Origin of the sequence: Aquamicrobium soli (genome assembly GCF_042646345.1) — a bacterium.
GTDB classification, from domain to species: domain Bacteria; phylum Pseudomonadota; class Alphaproteobacteria; order Rhizobiales; family Rhizobiaceae; genus Mesorhizobium; species Mesorhizobium soli_A.
The window spans coordinates 433,971-449,457 of sequence record NZ_JBHRTK010000012.1 but is presented as its reverse complement, the minus strand read 5'-3'; the positions used below and the strand labels follow the sequence as shown (position 1 = coordinate 449,457).

The following is a 15,487-nucleotide window of genomic DNA, read 5'->3' as shown; positions in this document are numbered from 1 at the left end:
ACGATGTCCATTCTCATCGACAAGAACACCAAGATCCTGGTTCAGGGCCTGACCGGCAAGACCGGCACCTTTCACACCGAACAGGCGCTGGCCTATCACGGCACCAAGATGGTCGGTGGAATCCACCCCAAGAAGGGCGGCGAGACGTGGGAAGGCTCGAAGGGCGAGAAGCTTCCGATCTTCGCCAGCGTCGCCGAAGGCAAGGAGAGGACGGGCGCCAACGCCTCGGTCGTCTATGTGCCGCCGGCGGGAGCCGCTGCCGCGATCATCGAGGCGATCGACGCCGAGATCCCGCTGATCGTGTGCATCACAGAGGGCATCCCGGTACTCGACATGGTCAAGGTCAAGGCGCGCCTCGACAAGTCGAAGTCGCGGCTGATCGGCCCGAACTGCCCCGGCATCGTCACGCCCGACCAGTGCAAGATCGGCATCATGCCCGCCAACATCTTCCACAAGGGCTCGGTCGGCGTTGTTTCCCGCTCGGGAACGCTTACCTATGAAGCCGTGTTCCAGACCACCAATGCCGGCCTCGGCCAGTCCACGGCCGTCGGCATCGGCGGCGATCCGGTGAAGGGTACCGAGTTCATCGACATGCTCGAGATGTTCCTGGCTGACGACGAGACCAAGTCGATCATCATGATCGGCGAGATCGGCGGTTCGGCGGAAGAAGACGCGGCCCAGTTCCTCAAGGACGAGGCCAGGCGCGGGCGCAGGAAGCCGATGGCCGGCTTCATCGCCGGGCGCACGGCCCCTCCGGGCCGCACCATGGGCCATGCCGGCGCGGTCATCTCCGGCGGCAAGGGCGGCGCGGAAGACAAGATCGCGGCCATGGAATCGGCCGGCATCAGGGTCTCGCCTTCGCCGGCCCGGCTCGGCACGACGCTGGTGGAAGCAATCAAGGGATGAGGAGTGATCCGGCCCAGCCGGACGAAAAGCCCCGCTTGGGGCTTTTCAAGCGACGAACGCCCGAGGCCCTGGCCGAGGGTCGGTAGAAAAGGAGCCGGAGCGAGAACTCCGAGACGATCATGGCGCGACAAGATCAAACCAACGACCAACTCTCCCTCACTTCGTTCCTCTATGGCGGCAACGCCGACTACATCGAGGCGCTCCAGGCGGCCTACGAGGACGACCCCGCTTCGGTCGACCCCGAATGGCAGGCCTTTTTCGCCTCGCTGAAGGATGACGCCGGCGACGTGCGCAAGAACGCGCGCGGCGCTTCGTGGAAGAAGCCCGGCTGGCCGCTCGTCGCCAACGGCGAACTGGTGTCGGCGCTCGACGGCAATTGGGGCCTGGTCGAGAAGGTCATCGAGCGGAAGGTGAAGGAAAAGGCGGCCGCCGCCGGCACGCCGGTTTCCGACGCCGACGTCCACCAGGCGACGCGCGATTCGGTGCACGCCATCATGATGATCCGCGCCTACCGCATGCGCGGCCACCTGCACGCCAACCTCGACCCGCTCGGCATCGCCGGCCAGCTCGAGGACTACAACGAGCTTTCGCCGCAGAACTACGGCTTCACCGAGGCCGATTACGATCGCCCGATCTTCCTCGACAACGTGCTCGGGCTGGAATTCGGCACCGTGCGGCAGATGCTGGAGATCCTCACCCGCACCTATTGCTCGACGCTCGGCGTCGAGTTCATGCACATCTCCGACCCCGAGGAGAAGGCCTGGATCCAGGAGCGCATCGAGGGCGCCGACAAGGAGATTTCCTTCACCCCGGCCGGCAAGAAGGCGATCCTGCAGAAGCTGATCGAGGCCGAGGGCTTCGAGCAGTTCATCGACGTCAAATACAAGGGCACCAAGCGCTTCGGCCTTGACGGCGGCGAATCGCTGATCCCGGCGCTGGAGCAGATCGTCAAGCGCGGCGGCCAGCTCGGCCTCAAGGAGATCGTGCTCGGCATGGCCCATCGCGGCCGCCTCAACGTGCTTTCCCAGGTGATGGCCAAGCCGCACCGCGCCATCTTCCACGAGTTCAAGGGCGGCTCCTACGCCCCCGACGACGTCGAGGGCTCCGGCGACGTGAAGTACCATCTCGGCGCTTCGTCCGACCGCGAATTCGACGGCAACAAGGTGCACCTGTCGCTGACGGCCAACCCTTCCCACCTCGAGATCGTCGACCCGGTGGTGATGGGCAAGGCGCGCGCCAAGCAGGACTTGCTGGCCTCCCGAAGCCGCGAGGAGATCGTGCCGCTGGAGGAGCGCGCCAAGGTGCTGCCGCTGCTCATCCACGGTGACGCCGCCTTCGCCGGACAGGGCGTCATCGCCGAAATGCTCGGCCTGTCGGGCCTGCGCGGCCACCGCGTCGCCGGCACCCTGCATTTCATCATCAACAACCAGATCGGCTTCACCACCAACCCGCGCTTCTCGCGTTCGTCGCCCTATCCGTCGGACGTGGCCAAGATGATCGAGGCGCCGATCTTCCACGTCAACGGCGACGATCCGGAAGCCGTGGTCCACGCCACCAAGGTGGCGACCGAATTCCGCATGAAGTTCCACAAACCGGTGGTGGTGGACATGTTCTGCTACCGCCGCTTCGGACACAACGAAGGCGACGAGCCGGCTTTCACCCAGCCGATCATGTACCGCTCGATCCGCACCCACAAGACGACGGTGCAGCTCTATGCCGACAAGCTGATCGCGGAAGGTCTCGTCACCCAGGCCGAATTCGACCGGATGAAGGCCGACTGGCGCACCCGCCTCGAAGAGGAATTCGAGGCCGGCCAGCACTACAAGCCGAACAAGGCCGACTGGCTGGACGGCGCGTGGTCGGGCCTGCGGACCGCCGACAACGAAGACGAGCAGCGCCGCGGCAAGACGGCGGTGCCGGTCAAGACGCTGAAGGAGATCGGCAAGAAGCTGACCGAGGTGCCGAAAGGCTTCGAGGTCCATCGCACCATCCAGCGATTCCTCGACAACCGCCGCCACGCCATCGAAACTGGCGAGGGCATCGACTGGGCGACGGCCGAGTCGCTCGCCTTCGGCGCCATCCTGCTCGACGGCAACCCGATCCGGCTTTCCGGCCAGGACAGCGAGCGCGGCACCTTCTCGCAGCGCCACTCCGTGCTGTATGACCAGCGCGACGAGAACCGCTATATCCCGCTCAACAACCTGTCGGCGGCGCAGGCCGGCTACGAGGTCATCAATTCGATGCTGTCGGAAGAGGCGGTGCTCGGCTTCGAGTACGGCTATTCGCTGGCCGCCCCGAAGGCGCTGACCCTGTGGGAGGCGCAGTTCGGCGACTTCGCCAACGGCGCGCAGGTGCTGTTCGACCAGTTCATCTCGTCGGGCGAGCGCAAGTGGCTGCGCATGTCGGGTCTGGTCTGCCTGCTGCCGCACGGCTACGAGGGCCAGGGACCGGAGCATTCCTCGGCCCGCCTGGAACGCTTCCTCCAGCTTTGCGCCGAGGACAACATGCAGGTGGCGAACTGCACGACGCCGGCCAACTACTTCCACATCCTGCGCCGGCAGTTGAAGCGCGACTTCCGCAAGCCGCTGATCCTGATGACGCCGAAGTCGCTGCTGCGCCACAAGCGGGCGGTTTCCACCATCGCCGAAATGTCCGGCGAAAGCTCGTTCCACCGCCTTCTGTGGGACGACGCCCAGTACCTGGACAACCAGGCGATCAAGCTGGTCAAGGATTCCAAGATCCGCCGCGTCGTCCTGTGCACCGGCAAGGTCTATTACGACCTCTACGAGGAGCGCGAGAAGCGCGGCATCAACGATGTCTACCTGCTGCGCGTCGAACAGCTCTATCCGTTCCCGGCCAAGGCGCTGATCAACGAGCTTTCCCGCTTCCGCAACGCCGAGATGGTGTGGTGCCAGGAGGAGCCCAAGAACATGGGCGCCTGGTCGTTCATCGACCCCTATCTGGAATGGGTGCTGGCGCATATCGAGGCCAAGCACCAGCGGGTACGCTACACGGGCCGCCCGGCCGCCGCTTCGCCGGCCACCGGGCTCATGTCGAAACATCTGGCGCAGCTCGCCGCGTTCCTTGAAGACGCGCTCGGCGGCTGATTGGCAACCGGACAGAAATACGGAAAAAAGCACAATGGCTAACGAAATCCGCGTTCCCACTCTCGGCGAATCCGTCACCGAGGCGACCATCGGCAAGTGGTTCAAGAAGGTCGGCGACGCCATCGCCGTCGACGAACCGCTGGTCGAGCTGGAAACCGACAAGGTGACGATCGAGGTTCCCGCCGCCGCCGCCGGCACGCTGGCCGAAATCGCCGTCAAGGAAGGCGAGACCGTCGAAGTCGGCGCCCTGCTCGGCACGATTTCCGCAGGCGGAGCGGCCCCCGCGCCGAAGCAGGAAACGGCAGTGGCGCAGGCATCCGCTCCGACCGCCGCCGCCACGACCGGTGAAGCGGCCGCCCAGACCGCCAAGACGGCCGGCGAAGGCCCGATCGAGCAGCGCACCATGCCCCCGGCCCCGGCGGCGGCGAAGCTTCTGGCGGAAAATAATCTCTCGGCCGACCAGGTCTCCGGCTCGGGCAAGCGCGGCCAGGTTCTCAAGGGCGACGTTCTCGACGCGATCGCGCAGGGCGCGCCCTCGCAGCCGGCGGAAGCGCCAAAGGCCGCGGCCGTGTCCGCCGCCCCGCGCGCGCCGTCTTCGGAAAGCGACGCGCCGCGCGAGGAACGCGTGCGCATGACCAAGCTGCGCCAGACCATTGCGCGCCGCCTGAAGGAAGCCCAGGCCACCGCCGCCATGCTGACCACCTTCAACGAGGTGGACATGAAGGCCGTGATGGACCTGCGCTCCAAGTACAAGGACGTCTTCGAGAAGAAGCACGGCGTGAAGCTCGGCTTCATGGGCTTCTTCACCAAGGCGGTGACGCATGCGCTGAAGGAGATTCCCTCGGTCAACGCCGAGATCGACGGCACCGACATCATCTACAAGAATTTCGCCCATATCGGCGTCGCGGTCGGCACCGACAGGGGCCTCGTCGTGCCGGTGGTGCGTGACGCCGACGCCATGTCGATCGCCGAGATCGAGAAGGAGATCGGCCGCCTCGGGCTCGCCGCGCGTGACGGCAAGCTCTCGGTCGCCGACATGCAGGGCGGCACCTTCACCATTTCCAACGGCGGCGTCTACGGCTCGCTGATGTCGACGCCGATCCTCAACGCGCCGCAGTCCGGCATTCTGGGCATGCACAAGATCCAGGAGCGCCCGGTGGTGATCGGCGGCCAGATCGTCGTGCGCCCGATGATGTACCTGGCGCTCAGCTACGACCACCGCATCGTCGACGGCAAGGAAGCCGTGACCTTCCTGGTGCGGGTGAAGGAAAGCCTGGAGGACCCGGAAAGGCTGGTTCTGGATCTGTAACGACAGCCGCCGGGCGGAGATCGCAAGGAGGTTATCATGGAAGCCGCAGCCGCATCGACCGAGATCACCGTTCTCGGCTGGAGCGTCGTGCTCCTGCTCGCGCAGATCATCCTGCAGGCCGTATCGATCTACGATCTCGGGCCGTATCTGCTCGGGCCGCGCGACGACAACCGGCAGTCGGGCAACATCGTTGCCGGCCGGCTGAAGCGCGCGCTGGAAAACCTGCTCGAAACCTATCCGGCCTTCGTGGCGCTGGCCCTGGCGCTGGCGCTCACCGGCAAGACCGGCGGCATGGCCGCGACGGGCGCCTGGCTGTGGCTCGCCGCCCGCGTCGTCTATGTGCCGCTCTATGCCTTCGGCGTACCGGCGGTGCGCACGCTGGCCTGGGTGGTCTCCATCGTCGGCATCCTGATGATGCTCGCCAGGCTCATGACCTGAGCGCCGCCGCCATGATGGCACGCCGCAAAGCGCCGTTCTCCCAGAAATCCATCGGCGCGCTGCTGACCTGCGCCCTGGCGCTGGCCGCGCTTCCCGCCCATGCCGCCTGCCCGATCGAACTCGCTGTCTACGGCGACAGGGACGGGGCCGCCGGCATCGATTTCCGGCCGACCGGCCAATCGGCGGTGGTGACCAACAGCTTCAAGATGGTGCTCGACAACGGCGTGATGCTCGACGGCCTGGTGATGTGGAGCGACGGCGTCGCCCGGCCCTATGCCTCGCTGATGTACGACTGCCCCGATGGCGACGTGACCGGGGAGGAACTCGAGGCCTGCACCCTGTGGGAAGGCGTGGTCTACGCCGCGGACGAAACGGGCAAGGTCTCGCTGCTGCCGGGCGAGAGGCAGGACGCGCCGCAGACGCTGGTCTTTCCCGATCTCGGCCCCGCGCTCAAGCAGTCTTCCGCCTATGGCGAAGGCGGCTTTTCCAAACTGCCATGGGACGTTTTCGCGTTGAAGGGTTGCCAGGAATGAGCGGCTCGAAGGTGCTCCTGGTCACCGGCGGCAGCCGGGGCATCGGCGCCGAGGTGGTGCGCGGGGCGGTGACGCGCGGCTGGCGGGTGGCCTTCAGCTATGTCTCGAATGCGGCCGCCGCCGAAGCGGTCGTCCATGAGGTCACCCAGAAGGGCGGAGAGGCGTTTGCGGCACAGGCCGACATCGGCAGCGAAGCCGACATCCTGCGCTTGTTCGAAGCGGTGGATGGGCGCTTCGGCCGGCTGGACGGGCTGGTCAACAATGCGGGCATCGTCGGCGCGAAAGCACAGGTCTCAGACATGAGTGCGGAGCGGCTGGAGCGGATGATGCGCGTCAATGTCGTCGGCTCGATCCTGTGCGCGCGCGAAGCCGTCAGGCGCATGTCGGCCACCAATGGCGGCCATGGCGGCGCCATCGTCAACCTGTCCTCGGTAGCCGCGACGCTCGGCTCGCCGGGCGAATATGTCGACTACGCCGCGTCCAAGGGCGCGATCGATACGTTCACGATCGGCCTCGCCCGCGAGGTGGCTGCCGAGGGCATCCGCGTCAACGCCGTGCGGCCGGGGCTGATCGACACCGAAATCCACGCTTCCGGCGGCCAGCCCGACAGGCTGGAGCGGCTGCGTGGCCTCATTCCGATGAAGCGGGAGGGCAGGGCCGACGAGATCGCGGCGGCCGTGCTATGGCTGCTTTCGGACGAAGCATCCTATACAACAGGCGCGCTGCTGGACATTGGCGGCGGCCGCTGACGATATACAGGAAGGAAACAACATGACTTATGACGTCGTCGTTATCGGCTCCGGCCCCGGTGGCTATGTCTGCGCCATCAAGGCTGCGCAGCTTGGCCTCAAAGTGGCGGTGGTGGAAAAGCGCGAGACCTTCGGCGGCACCTGTCTCAACATCGGCTGCATCCCCTCCAAGGCACTGCTGCACGCTTCGGAGATGTTCGCCGAGGCCGGCCATTCCTTCGACACGCTGGGCGTCGAGGTCGCGCCGAAGCTGAACCTTTCGAAGATGATGGCGCACAAGGACGCCACCGTCTCGGCCAATGTCAGCGGCGTCGCCTTCCTGTTCAAGAAGAACAAGATCGACACCTTCCGCGGCATCGGCCGCATCGTCGCCGCCGGCAAGGTGTCCGTCACCGCCGACGACGGCAAGGCGCAGGAGGTCGAGGGCAGGAACATCGTCATCGCCACCGGCTCCGAGGTTGCCGGCATACCCGGCGTCCAGGTCGACATCGACGAGAAGGTGATCGTCTCCTCCACCGGCGCGCTTACGCTGGCGAAGGTGCCGGAAAAGCTGATCGTGGTCGGCGGCGGCGTCATCGGGCTGGAACTCGGCTCGGTATGGGCGCGCCTCGGCGCCAAGGTCACGGTGGTGGAGTTCCTCGACACCATCCTCGGCGGCATGGACGGCGAAGTGTCGAAGCAGTTCCAGCGCATGCTGGCCAAGCAGGGCTTCGAGTTCAAGCTGGGCTCGAAGGTGACGGCCGTCGCCAAGGGCAAGAAGGGAGCCTCGGTCACCTTCGAACCGGTAAAGGGCGGCGATGCCGAAACCATCGATGCCGATGTCGTGCTGGTCGCGACCGGCCGGCGCGCCTATGCCGACGGGCTCGGCCTGAAGGAGGCCGGCGTCGAGACCGACGAGCGTGGCCGCGTCAAGACCGACGCCCACCTGCAAACCAGCGCGCCGGGCATCTGGGCGATCGGCGACGCCATCGCCGGACCGATGCTGGCGCACAAGGCCGAGGACGAAGGCGTTGCGGTCGCCGAGCGCATCGCCGGCCAGGCAGGCCATGTGAACTACGACGTCATCCCGAGCGTGGTCTACACCAGCCCTGAGGTCGCCTCCGTCGGCAAGACCGAGGAAGAGCTGAAGAAGGCCGGCGTCGACTACAAGGCCGGGAAATTCCCCTTCACCGCCAACGGCCGCGCGCGCGCCATGCTGCACACCGACGGCTTCGTCAAGATCCTGGCGGACAAGAAGAGCGACAAGGTGCTCGGCGTCCACATCGTCGGCTTCGGAGCCGGCGAGATGATCCACGAGGCGGCGGTGCTGATGGAGTTCGGCGGCTCGTCGGAGGACCTGGCCAGGACCTGCCACGCCCACCCGACCATGTCGGAAGCGGTGAAGGAAGCCGCGCTCGCCACCTTCTTCAAGCCGATCCACATCTGACGTTGAAACGCCGCAATGCAAACGGCCCGCCATTTCGGCGGGCCGTTTCGTTTCATGCGTGCCCGGTCAGTTGGCCGGTGCCGGCTGTGCCGGTTGCGCAGGCGCGGGCTGCGCCGGGGCAGGCGCCGGTTCCGCCGGAGCGGGAGCAGGCTTGGCCGGCTCGGCCGGGGCCGGAGCGGTCGAAGGTGCCGGCGTGGCTGGCGCGGGTTCCGTGGTGGAAGGCGCCGGGGTGGTCGTGGACGGAGCCGACTCGGTCGCGGCCGGCGGATTTTCCGGCGAAGTGGAAGTGCCGGTTCGCCCGAAAATGTAATACGCGACGGCCGCAAGAATGAGGACGATCACTACGATCAGCCAGATGCTGCCGCCTGAACCCGACGAGACGCGGTTGTTGACTACCGGATCGGCCCGGGGGGGAACCGGATTGAGCGGATCGTCCCGCAGGGGATCCAGCGGATCGGTGTCTCTCGGTTTATTCGCCATGACAAAGTCCTCCGTGATTGAAAAGCAATCGATCGTTGCCTGTCAACGCACGATGGACGATTGGGTTTCATCGCCGAGGAAATTTGCCCGCCGCGACACGGCGGCAGCCGGGCGGATCACTCCGGCGGCGTGCCGTTTTCGGCCAATACGGTGCCGGCCAGATAGAGCGAACCGCCGATCAGGATGCGCGGCGGCACCTCCGCGGGGTCCCAGGTATCCCGCAGCAGCATCAGCGCGTTGGCGACGGAACTCACCGGCTCGGCCGACAGGCCGGCCTCGGTTGCCCGCGCCGCCAGTTCGTCGTTCGGGACCCCGGCGTCGCTGAAACTTCCCGGCACCGTGTAGACATGGCGCACCAGCCCCTTGAAGGCATGGAAATAGCCGCTCTGGTCCTTGGTGTTGATCATGCCGGAGATGAGGAACAGCGACCGGGGGTTCTTTTCCTCCTGCTCGGCCATCGCTTCCGCGATGACCATGCCCGCATCGGGATTATGGCCGCCGTCGAGCCAGATTTCGGCTCCCGGCGGGGCGAGGTCGACCAGCCTGCCCTGCGTCAGTTTCTGCATGCGGCCGGGCCACGAAACCTCGACCATCGCCTGTTCCACCGCACGCTCGCCAAGCGTCAGGCCCGCTGCCTTGACCCCGGCGATCGCCGCGGCCGCGTTGGCGAACTGGTGGCGTCCCGGCAGCCGCGGCGGCGGCAGGTCCATCAGCCCGTCGGTGTCCTGGTAGACCATGCGGCCGTTTTCGCCATAGGCGAAGAAATCCTGCCCGTAGACCTGCATCGGGCAGTCGAGCCTTTCGGCGGTCTCGATCAGGACCTGCCGTGCCGCATCGCTCCCCTGCGCGCCGATCACCACCGGGCAGCCGCGCTTGATGATGCCGGCTTTCTCCGCCGCGATCAGCTCGACGCGGTCGCCGAGATAGGCCTGATGGTCGAGCGATATCGGCATGACCACCGAGACAGCCGGCGCGGGGATGACGTTGGTGGCGTCGAAGCGGCCGCCGAGGCCGACCTCGAGGATGACGACATCGGCCGGATGCTCGGAAAACAGGAGGAAGCCGACGGCGGTCAGGATTTCGAAGACGGTGATGGTTTCCCCGCCATTGGCGCGCGCGGCGCGCGCGATCGCCTCGGCAAAGACCTTGTCCTCGACCAGCCTGCCGCCGCCTTCGGCGCCGAGGCGGTAGCGCTCGTTCCAATGCACCAGGTGCGGCGAGGTATGGGTGTGCACGCTATAGCCGGCGGCCTCCAGCAAGGCGCGCGAGAACGCGGCGCAGGAGCCCTTGCCGTTGGTGCCGGCGATATGGATCACCGGCGGCAGCCTGTCCTGCGGGTTGCCGAGCTTGTCCAGAAGCCGCCTCACCCGGTCCAGCGACAGGTCGTAGCCCTTCGGATGCAGCGAAAGCAGGCTTTCGATTTCGCGTTCAGCGGCAAGGATGGTCATCATAGCGGCCCGTAAACGAAAGCCCGAGGCATAGACGAACCGCCGCCTGGGCCATGCTGGACAGCCAGGGCGGCGCTGAATTCAAGACGCCGCGTCAGACGCCTGGGCGGGCTTCCGGCTTGGCAACCGCGGGCGGCAGGATTTCCGGTTCCAGCGACTCGCGCGTCTCGGGCAGCTTGAGCAGCATCTTCAACAACCGGGCGATGGTGGAACGCATGTCCAGACGCGACACAACCATGTCGACCATGCCGTGTTCCATCAGATATTCCGAGCGCTGGAAGCCGTCCGGCAGCTTTTCGCGGATGGTCTGCTCGATGACGCGGGGGCCGGCGAAGCCGATCAGCGCGCCGGGCTCGGCAATGTGCACGTCGCCCAGCATCGCATAGGAGGCGGTGACGCCGCCGGTGGTCGGGTTTGTCAGCACGACGATATAGGGCAGCCCGGCTTCCTTAAGCCGGTCGAGGGCGACGGTGGTGCGCGGCAACTGCATGAGGGACAGGATGCCCTCCTGCATGCGCGCGCCGCCGGAAGCGGCGAACAGGATCAGCGGGCGCTTGCGCTTCAGCGCCGTCTCGAAGCCATGCACGATGGCCTCGCCCGCCGCCATGCCGAGCGAGCCGCCCATGAAGGCGAAGTCCTGCACGGTGACGACCACCGGCAGGCCCTCGATCGAGCCCAGCGCATTGACGATGGCGTCTTCCAGGCTGGTCTTCGACTTGGCTTCCTTCAGCCGGTCGGTGTAGCGCTTCTCGTCGCGGAACTTCAGCGGGTCCTGCACGACCTTGGGGTTTTCCAGCGTCTCGAACTTGCCGTCGTCGAAGAAGAACTTCAGCCGCTCCTTGGCCGAAATCTTCATGTGGTGCCCGGATGACGGAATGACGTACTGGTTCTCTTCCAGGTCCTTGTGGAAGACCATTTCGCCGCTCTCGGGATCCTTGATCCAGAGATTTTCCGGCATTTCGCGCCGCCCCAGCATCGAATTGATCTTCGGGCGGACGAAATTGGTGATCCAGTTCATCGCGTTGGCTCCAGTCCCTGCCGTTGTCCAGAGAGGTAGGAAAACTATTCGGCGGCGGCAAGGCGGGACGCGCGCACGCCCTGCGCCAGCCCGCTCACCAGCGTAGCCACCGCCTCGGCCGGATCGGCGGTGCGCTCGCCCTTCGGGCCGAGCACGTTGGCGACGGCGTTGACGATGGCCGTGCCGACGACGACGCCGTCGGCCGATGCGCCGATCACCCGCGCCTGCTCCGCCGTCTTGACGCCGAAGCCGACGCAGACCGGCAGGTCGGTGTGGCCCTTGATGCGCTTGACGGCATCGGCCACGCGGTCGGTGTCGGCCAGCGCGGAGCCGGTGATGCCGGTCATCGACACGTAGTAGACGAAGCCGGACGTGTTCTGCAGCACCTTGGGCAGGCGCTTGTCGTCGGTGGTCGGCGTCGCCAGCCGGATGAAGTTGATGCCGGCCTTGAGCGCCGGAATGCACAGTTCCTCGTCCATTTCCGGCGGCAGGTCGACGACGATGAGCCCGTCGATGCCGGACGCCTTGGCATCGTTGAGGAAGCGCTCGACGCCGTAGATGTAGATCGGGTTATAGTAGCCCATCAGCACGATCGGCGTCTCGTCGTCGCCCTTCCGGAAATCCGCCGCCATCTGCAGCGTCTTGACCAGCGTCTGGCCGGCCTTCAGCGAGCGCAGGCCTGCCGCCTGGATCGCCGGGCCGTCGGCCATCGGGTCGGAGAACGGCATGCCGAGCTCGATGATGTCGGCGCCCGAGCGGCCGAGCGCCTTCATGATCGACAGCGAGGTGTCGTAGTCCGGATCGCCACCCATGAAATAGGTGACCAGCGCCGGGCGGCTCTCGGCCTTGAGCTTCGCCATGCGGCGATCGATGCGGGTCCCAAGGGGAGAATTGGTCATGTCAGATCTCCATGCCCATCATCGAGGCGACCGTATGCACGTCCTTGTCGCCACGTCCCGACAGGTTGACGATGACGATCTGGTCCTTGTTCATCGTCGGCGCGATCTTGACCGCCTGGGCGATGGCATGCGCCGATTCCAGCGCCGGGATGATGCCTTCCACGCGCGTGGTGAGCTGGAACGCCTCCAGCGCCTCGTCGTCGAGGATCGGCACATAGTCGACTCGGCCCGTGTCGCGCAGCCAGCTATGCTCCGGGCCGACGCCGGGATAATCCAGCCCGGCGGAAATCGAATGGCCGTCGAGGATCTGGCCATCCTCGTTCTGCAGCAGGTAGGTGCGGTTGCCGTGCAGCACGCCCGGCCGGCCGGCATTCATCGAGGCGCAGTGCTCGATGCCGTCCAGCCCGCGCCCGCCCGCCTCGACGCCGATGATCTTCACGTCCTTGTCGTCGAGGAACGGATGGAACAGGCCGATGGCGTTGGAGCCGCCGCCGACCGCCGCGATGATGACGTCAGGCAGCCTGCCCTCCTGCTCCAGCACCTGCGCGCGCGCTTCCGAACCGATCGCCGACTGGAAGTCGCGCACCATCTCCGGATAGGGATGCGGGCCGGCGGCGGTGCCGATCAGATAGTAGGTGTCCTCGACATTGGTGACCCAGTCGCGCAGCGCTTCGTTCATCGCGTCCTTGAGCGTGCCGTGGCCGGCGCTGACCGGCCGCACCTCGGCGCCCAGAAGCTTCATGCGGAAGACGTTGGGGCTTTGGCGGGCGACGTCGGTCGCGCCCATATAGACCACGCAGGGGAACCCGAAACGCGCCGCGACGGTGGCCGAGGCAACGCCGTGCTGGCCGGCGCCTGTCTCGGCGATGATGCGCTTCTTGCCCATGCGCTTGGCGAGCAGGATCTGGCCGAGGCAGTTGTTGATCTTGTGCGAGCCGGTGTGGTTCAGGTCCTCGCGCTTGAAATAGACCTTGGCGCCGCCCAGGTGGCGGGTCAGGCCTTCGGCGAAATAGAGCTTGGAAGGCCTCCCCGCGTAATAGGTGGAAAGATTCTTCAGTTCCGCCTTGAACTCGGGATCGTCCTTGGCCTTGTTCCAGTGCTGCTCCAGCTCGAGGATCAGCGGCATCAGCGTCTCGGCGACGAAGCGACCGCCGAAGATGCCGAACATGCCCTGTTCGTCGGGTCCGGTACGGAAGGAATTGGGCAGTGCCGGCTTGTTCATCGCCGATCTCCTTGAAAGCCGAATGTCAGGCGGCGCGGTTGTCGGCAGCCGCCTTGACCGCCCGGAAGAATTGCTCGATCAACGCCGGATCCTTGATGCCCGGCGCGCTTTCCACCCCCGATGAGACATCGAGGCCGGGAGGGTTCGCAAGCCGGAGTGCTTCGCCGATGTTGCTGGCGTTGAGCCCTCCGGAAAGCATGTAATCGATCCTGGCGTCAAGGCCTGCGAGCAGGCGCCAGTCGAAGGCCACGCCATTGCCGCCGGGAAGCACCGCGTCTTTCGGCGGCTTGGCGTCGAACAGGAAGCGGTCGGCGACGCCGAGATAGGGCTTCAGCCCGGCAATATCGGAGGCTTCGCTGACCGGCAGGGCCTTCATCACCGGCAGGCCGTAACGCGCCTTGACGGCGGCGACCCGCTCCGGCGTTTCGCGCCCGTGAAGCTGAAGCATGTCGGGCTGCATCCCGGCGACGATCGCGTCCAGGAAGGCATCGGTGGCGTCGACCGATACGGCAACGGCCTTCGCCCGCCCGCGCACGGCCTGGCGCAGGCGCCCGGCCTCGGCCGGATCGATATTGCGGGGGCTTTTGGCAAAGAAGATGAAGCCGACATGGCTCGCTCCGCCGGCCAGCGCAGCGGCAAGCGCGGCATCGGTCTTCAGCCCGCATATCTTGATATCGAAAGCCATGCCGCGCAATTGGCATGAAACGGCCGAAGAGTCGAGGAAAAGCGCACCGTTGCCGCCAAGGCGGGAACGGCCCGGCGGGCGCAGGCGGGCGGTAACGCGAACCCGAAGCCGCCGTCACGGCTTCGGCACGGATGTTGCCGGGTCTCGTAAAACTTTTGTGCAGACAGCTTGCATTTCGGAAATTCAGCCGTTAGTGAACACCTCGCTCGCGCTGTTGGTGATCCATCAGCCGGCGGCGGCCGTAATCGTGACGGTCCAATGCGCGCCCGTAGCTCAGCTGGATAGAGCACCAGACTACGAATCTGGGGGTCAGAGGTTCGAATCCTTTCGGGCGCGCCATTTCATCATTGATTTCATTGAGTATTTTGGCGCGGCAAAACGTGACCTAGTTTGCATTTTGCAAACGTTTTGCAAAATTTGTGCCGCTTGTGTTCCGGCGCAATGGCTTTGTCTTGCCCTTCTCCAAGGAATATGTTCCTATGATCCATGGCCCACAATCCGCCCCGAGAATGGATATCCGACGAGCAACTGCGTGCCGTCTCGGCCGCAGCAAGCCGTAAGCGTGCCCAGTGGGTAGACCTGCAGGACTTGGCCGACAAGATGCTGTCGCAAGCGGCGCAGGGCAAGCGCGTGGTGCTGTCGCCAGCGACGGCGGACTATCTGGCGCGGTGGGTGAAGGATCGGATGGGTAGCCCCTAACACAATTGCCACCACGACGGTGCGGCCCGCTTCCTGTCATCAGGGGCGGGCTTTCTTTTTTGCCCGCTCTCGTCACGGAAAGTAACCATATTGCAACGCTCCTGTTAACACGCCACCGCATGTCGGTTTTCCGCTTGCGCGCTTGGTCCTACCACCTACACTCGGATTCGGGCTTGATCGCCCGGATTGGAATAGACGCTACAGGCGTCGAAATGTGCGCCTGCTTGGCGGCGACGCACGCACCTTGGCTTCGGCCGGGGGCGGCGTTCTATGTCCAAGCTCCGGCTAAAAGGCGCCGGCGTGTTTCCAACACGCGATCAACCCCCGGCTTGCCGCAGGATCACGACGGCAGACTGACAAAGCATTGAGATGCGGACTGGCGCCAACGGTTGGTGTCGCGGTTTGCGGCCACGCATGGCGCCCAAGAGCAACAACAATCTTTTGGGAAACTGAGACATGAAGCGGAAAGGTTTGCCGTGCGTGTGTGCGGCGGGTAAGGGCGAGCGTAACACCGAAGACGTGCCGTGCAAGATGCGAGACACAACCAGAGGCCGCGGCGCTGTACGGG

The 15,487-nt window shown here is 65.7% G+C and carries 14 protein-coding genes and 1 tRNA gene; 9 read left to right on the top strand and 6 right to left on the bottom strand.

Features of this window, described 5'->3' with window-relative positions; translation table 11 throughout:
• Nucleotides 1-3 precede the first annotated feature (3 nt).
• From sucD to lpdA, 7 genes are all read left to right on the top strand, one after another.
• The gene (sucD, locus tag ACFOHJ_RS11960) at nt 4-906 is read left to right on the top strand and encodes a succinate--CoA ligase subunit alpha (protein WP_378220728.1); all 903 of its coding nucleotides are present in this window, start codon (nt 4-6) and stop codon (nt 904-906) included.
• A gap of 119 nt (nt 907-1,025) precedes the next feature.
• Nucleotides 1,026-4,013 (top strand): 2-oxoglutarate dehydrogenase E1 component, encoded by a 2,988-nt coding sequence (locus ACFOHJ_RS11955; RefSeq protein ID WP_378220727.1) that lies wholly within the window; start codon nt 1,026-1,028, stop codon nt 4,011-4,013.
• Nucleotides 4,014-4,047: 34 nt separating this feature from the next.
• Complete coding sequence (odhB, locus tag ACFOHJ_RS11950; RefSeq protein ID WP_378220726.1) at nt 4,048-5,322, top strand: 2-oxoglutarate dehydrogenase complex dihydrolipoyllysine-residue succinyltransferase; 1,275 nt, start codon at nt 4,048-4,050, stop codon at nt 5,320-5,322.
• A 36-nt stretch (nt 5,323-5,358) separates the two neighbouring features.
• Entirely contained in the window at nt 5,359-5,760 is a 402-nt protein-coding gene (locus tag ACFOHJ_RS11945; RefSeq protein ID WP_378220725.1) for an MAPEG family protein, read from the top strand.
• A gap of 14 nt (nt 5,761-5,774) precedes the next feature.
• Nucleotides 5,775-6,293: a hypothetical protein gene (locus tag ACFOHJ_RS11940; protein ID WP_378221548.1), complete on the top strand. Its 519-nt coding sequence runs from the start codon at nt 5,775-5,777 to the stop codon at nt 6,291-6,293.
• A complete protein-coding gene (locus ACFOHJ_RS11935; RefSeq protein ID WP_378220724.1) occupies nt 6,290-7,042 on the top strand; it encodes an SDR family oxidoreductase in 753 nt (250 codons plus the stop codon). The genes ACFOHJ_RS11940 and ACFOHJ_RS11935 overlap by 4 nt, the downstream gene beginning before the upstream one ends.
• Nucleotides 7,043-7,064: 22 nt before the next feature.
• Complete coding sequence (lpdA, locus tag ACFOHJ_RS11930; protein ID WP_378220723.1) at nt 7,065-8,468, top strand: dihydrolipoyl dehydrogenase; 1,404 nt, start codon at nt 7,065-7,067, stop codon at nt 8,466-8,468.
• Between the two features lie 66 nt (nt 8,469-8,534).
• On the opposite strand, the gene ACFOHJ_RS11925 is transcribed toward lpdA, so the two are convergent.
• The 6 genes from ACFOHJ_RS11925 to ACFOHJ_RS11900 all read right to left on the bottom strand — a co-directional run bounded on the left by ACFOHJ_RS11925 (nt 8,535) and on the right by ACFOHJ_RS11900 (nt 14,220).
• A complete protein-coding gene (locus tag ACFOHJ_RS11925; protein WP_378220722.1) occupies nt 8,535-8,948 on the bottom strand; it encodes a hypothetical protein in 414 nt (137 codons plus the stop codon).
• 116 nt (nt 8,949-9,064) lie between these two features.
• Nucleotides 9,065-10,396, bottom strand: a complete 1,332-nt coding sequence (locus tag ACFOHJ_RS11920) for a bifunctional folylpolyglutamate synthase/dihydrofolate synthase (RefSeq protein ID WP_378221546.1) — start codon at nt 10,394-10,396, stop codon at nt 9,065-9,067.
• 94 nt (nt 10,397-10,490) lie between these two features.
• The gene (accD, locus tag ACFOHJ_RS11915; protein ID WP_378220721.1) at nt 10,491-11,414 is read right to left on the bottom strand and encodes an acetyl-CoA carboxylase, carboxyltransferase subunit beta; all 924 of its coding nucleotides are present in this window, start codon (nt 11,412-11,414) and stop codon (nt 10,491-10,493) included.
• Between the two features lie 44 nt (nt 11,415-11,458).
• On the bottom strand, nt 11,459-12,313 hold the full coding sequence (gene trpA / locus ACFOHJ_RS11910) for a tryptophan synthase subunit alpha (RefSeq protein WP_378220720.1): 855 nt from the start codon (nt 12,311-12,313) through the stop codon (nt 11,459-11,461).
• 1 nt (nt 12,314) lies between these two features.
• Nucleotides 12,315-13,535, bottom strand: a complete 1,221-nt coding sequence (gene trpB / locus ACFOHJ_RS11905; RefSeq protein ID WP_378220719.1) for a tryptophan synthase subunit beta — start codon at nt 13,533-13,535, stop codon at nt 12,315-12,317.
• A gap of 25 nt (nt 13,536-13,560) precedes the next feature.
• A complete protein-coding gene (locus ACFOHJ_RS11900; protein WP_378220718.1) occupies nt 13,561-14,220 on the bottom strand; it encodes a phosphoribosylanthranilate isomerase in 660 nt (219 codons plus the stop codon).
• A 262-nt stretch (nt 14,221-14,482) separates the two neighbouring features.
• Here ACFOHJ_RS11900 and ACFOHJ_RS11895 point away from each other — a divergent pair.
• Both ACFOHJ_RS11895 and ACFOHJ_RS11890 read left to right on the top strand, forming a co-directional pair.
• A tRNA-Arg gene (locus ACFOHJ_RS11895) sits at nt 14,483-14,559 on the top strand.
• 147 nt (nt 14,560-14,706) lie between these two features.
• A complete protein-coding gene (locus tag ACFOHJ_RS11890; protein ID WP_378220717.1) occupies nt 14,707-14,919 on the top strand; it encodes a hypothetical protein in 213 nt (70 codons plus the stop codon).
• Nucleotides 14,920-15,487 lie beyond the last annotated feature (568 nt).

What these genes read in the sequence shown, in the direction of transcription:
- sucD (WP_378220728.1), top strand. Translation starts at nt 4, where the DNA reads ATGTCCATTCTCATCGACAAGAACACCAAGATCCTGGTTCAGGGCCTG.
- ACFOHJ_RS11955 (WP_378220727.1), top strand. Translation starts at nt 1,026, where the DNA reads ATGGCGCGACAAGATCAAACCAACGACCAACTCTCCCTCACTTCGTTC.
- odhB (WP_378220726.1), top strand. Translation starts at nt 4,048, where the DNA reads ATGGCTAACGAAATCCGCGTTCCCACTCTCGGCGAATCCGTCACCGAG.
- ACFOHJ_RS11945 (WP_378220725.1), top strand. Translation starts at nt 5,359, where the DNA reads ATGGAAGCCGCAGCCGCATCGACCGAGATCACCGTTCTCGGCTGGAGC.
- ACFOHJ_RS11940 (WP_378221548.1), top strand. Translation starts at nt 5,775, where the DNA reads ATGGCACGCCGCAAAGCGCCGTTCTCCCAGAAATCCATCGGCGCGCTG.
- ACFOHJ_RS11935 (WP_378220724.1), top strand. Translation starts at nt 6,290, where the DNA reads ATGAGCGGCTCGAAGGTGCTCCTGGTCACCGGCGGCAGCCGGGGCATC.
- lpdA (WP_378220723.1), top strand. Translation starts at nt 7,065, where the DNA reads ATGACTTATGACGTCGTCGTTATCGGCTCCGGCCCCGGTGGCTATGTC.
- ACFOHJ_RS11925 (WP_378220722.1), bottom strand. Translation starts at nt 8,948, where the DNA reads ATGGCGAATAAACCGAGAGACACCGATCCGCTGGATCCCCTGCGGGAC.
- ACFOHJ_RS11920 (WP_378221546.1), bottom strand. Translation starts at nt 10,396, where the DNA reads ATGACCATCCTTGCCGCTGAACGCGAAATCGAAAGCCTGCTTTCGCTG.
- accD (WP_378220721.1), bottom strand. Translation starts at nt 11,414, where the DNA reads ATGAACTGGATCACCAATTTCGTCCGCCCGAAGATCAATTCGATGCTG.
- trpA (WP_378220720.1), bottom strand. Translation starts at nt 12,313, where the DNA reads ATGACCAATTCTCCCCTTGGGACCCGCATCGATCGCCGCATGGCGAAG.
- trpB (WP_378220719.1), bottom strand. Translation starts at nt 13,535, where the DNA reads ATGAACAAGCCGGCACTGCCCAATTCCTTCCGTACCGGACCCGACGAA.
- ACFOHJ_RS11900 (WP_378220718.1), bottom strand. Translation starts at nt 14,220, where the DNA reads ATGGCTTTCGATATCAAGATATGCGGGCTGAAGACCGATGCCGCGCTT.
- ACFOHJ_RS11890 (WP_378220717.1), top strand. Translation starts at nt 14,707, where the DNA reads ATGGCCCACAATCCGCCCCGAGAATGGATATCCGACGAGCAACTGCGT.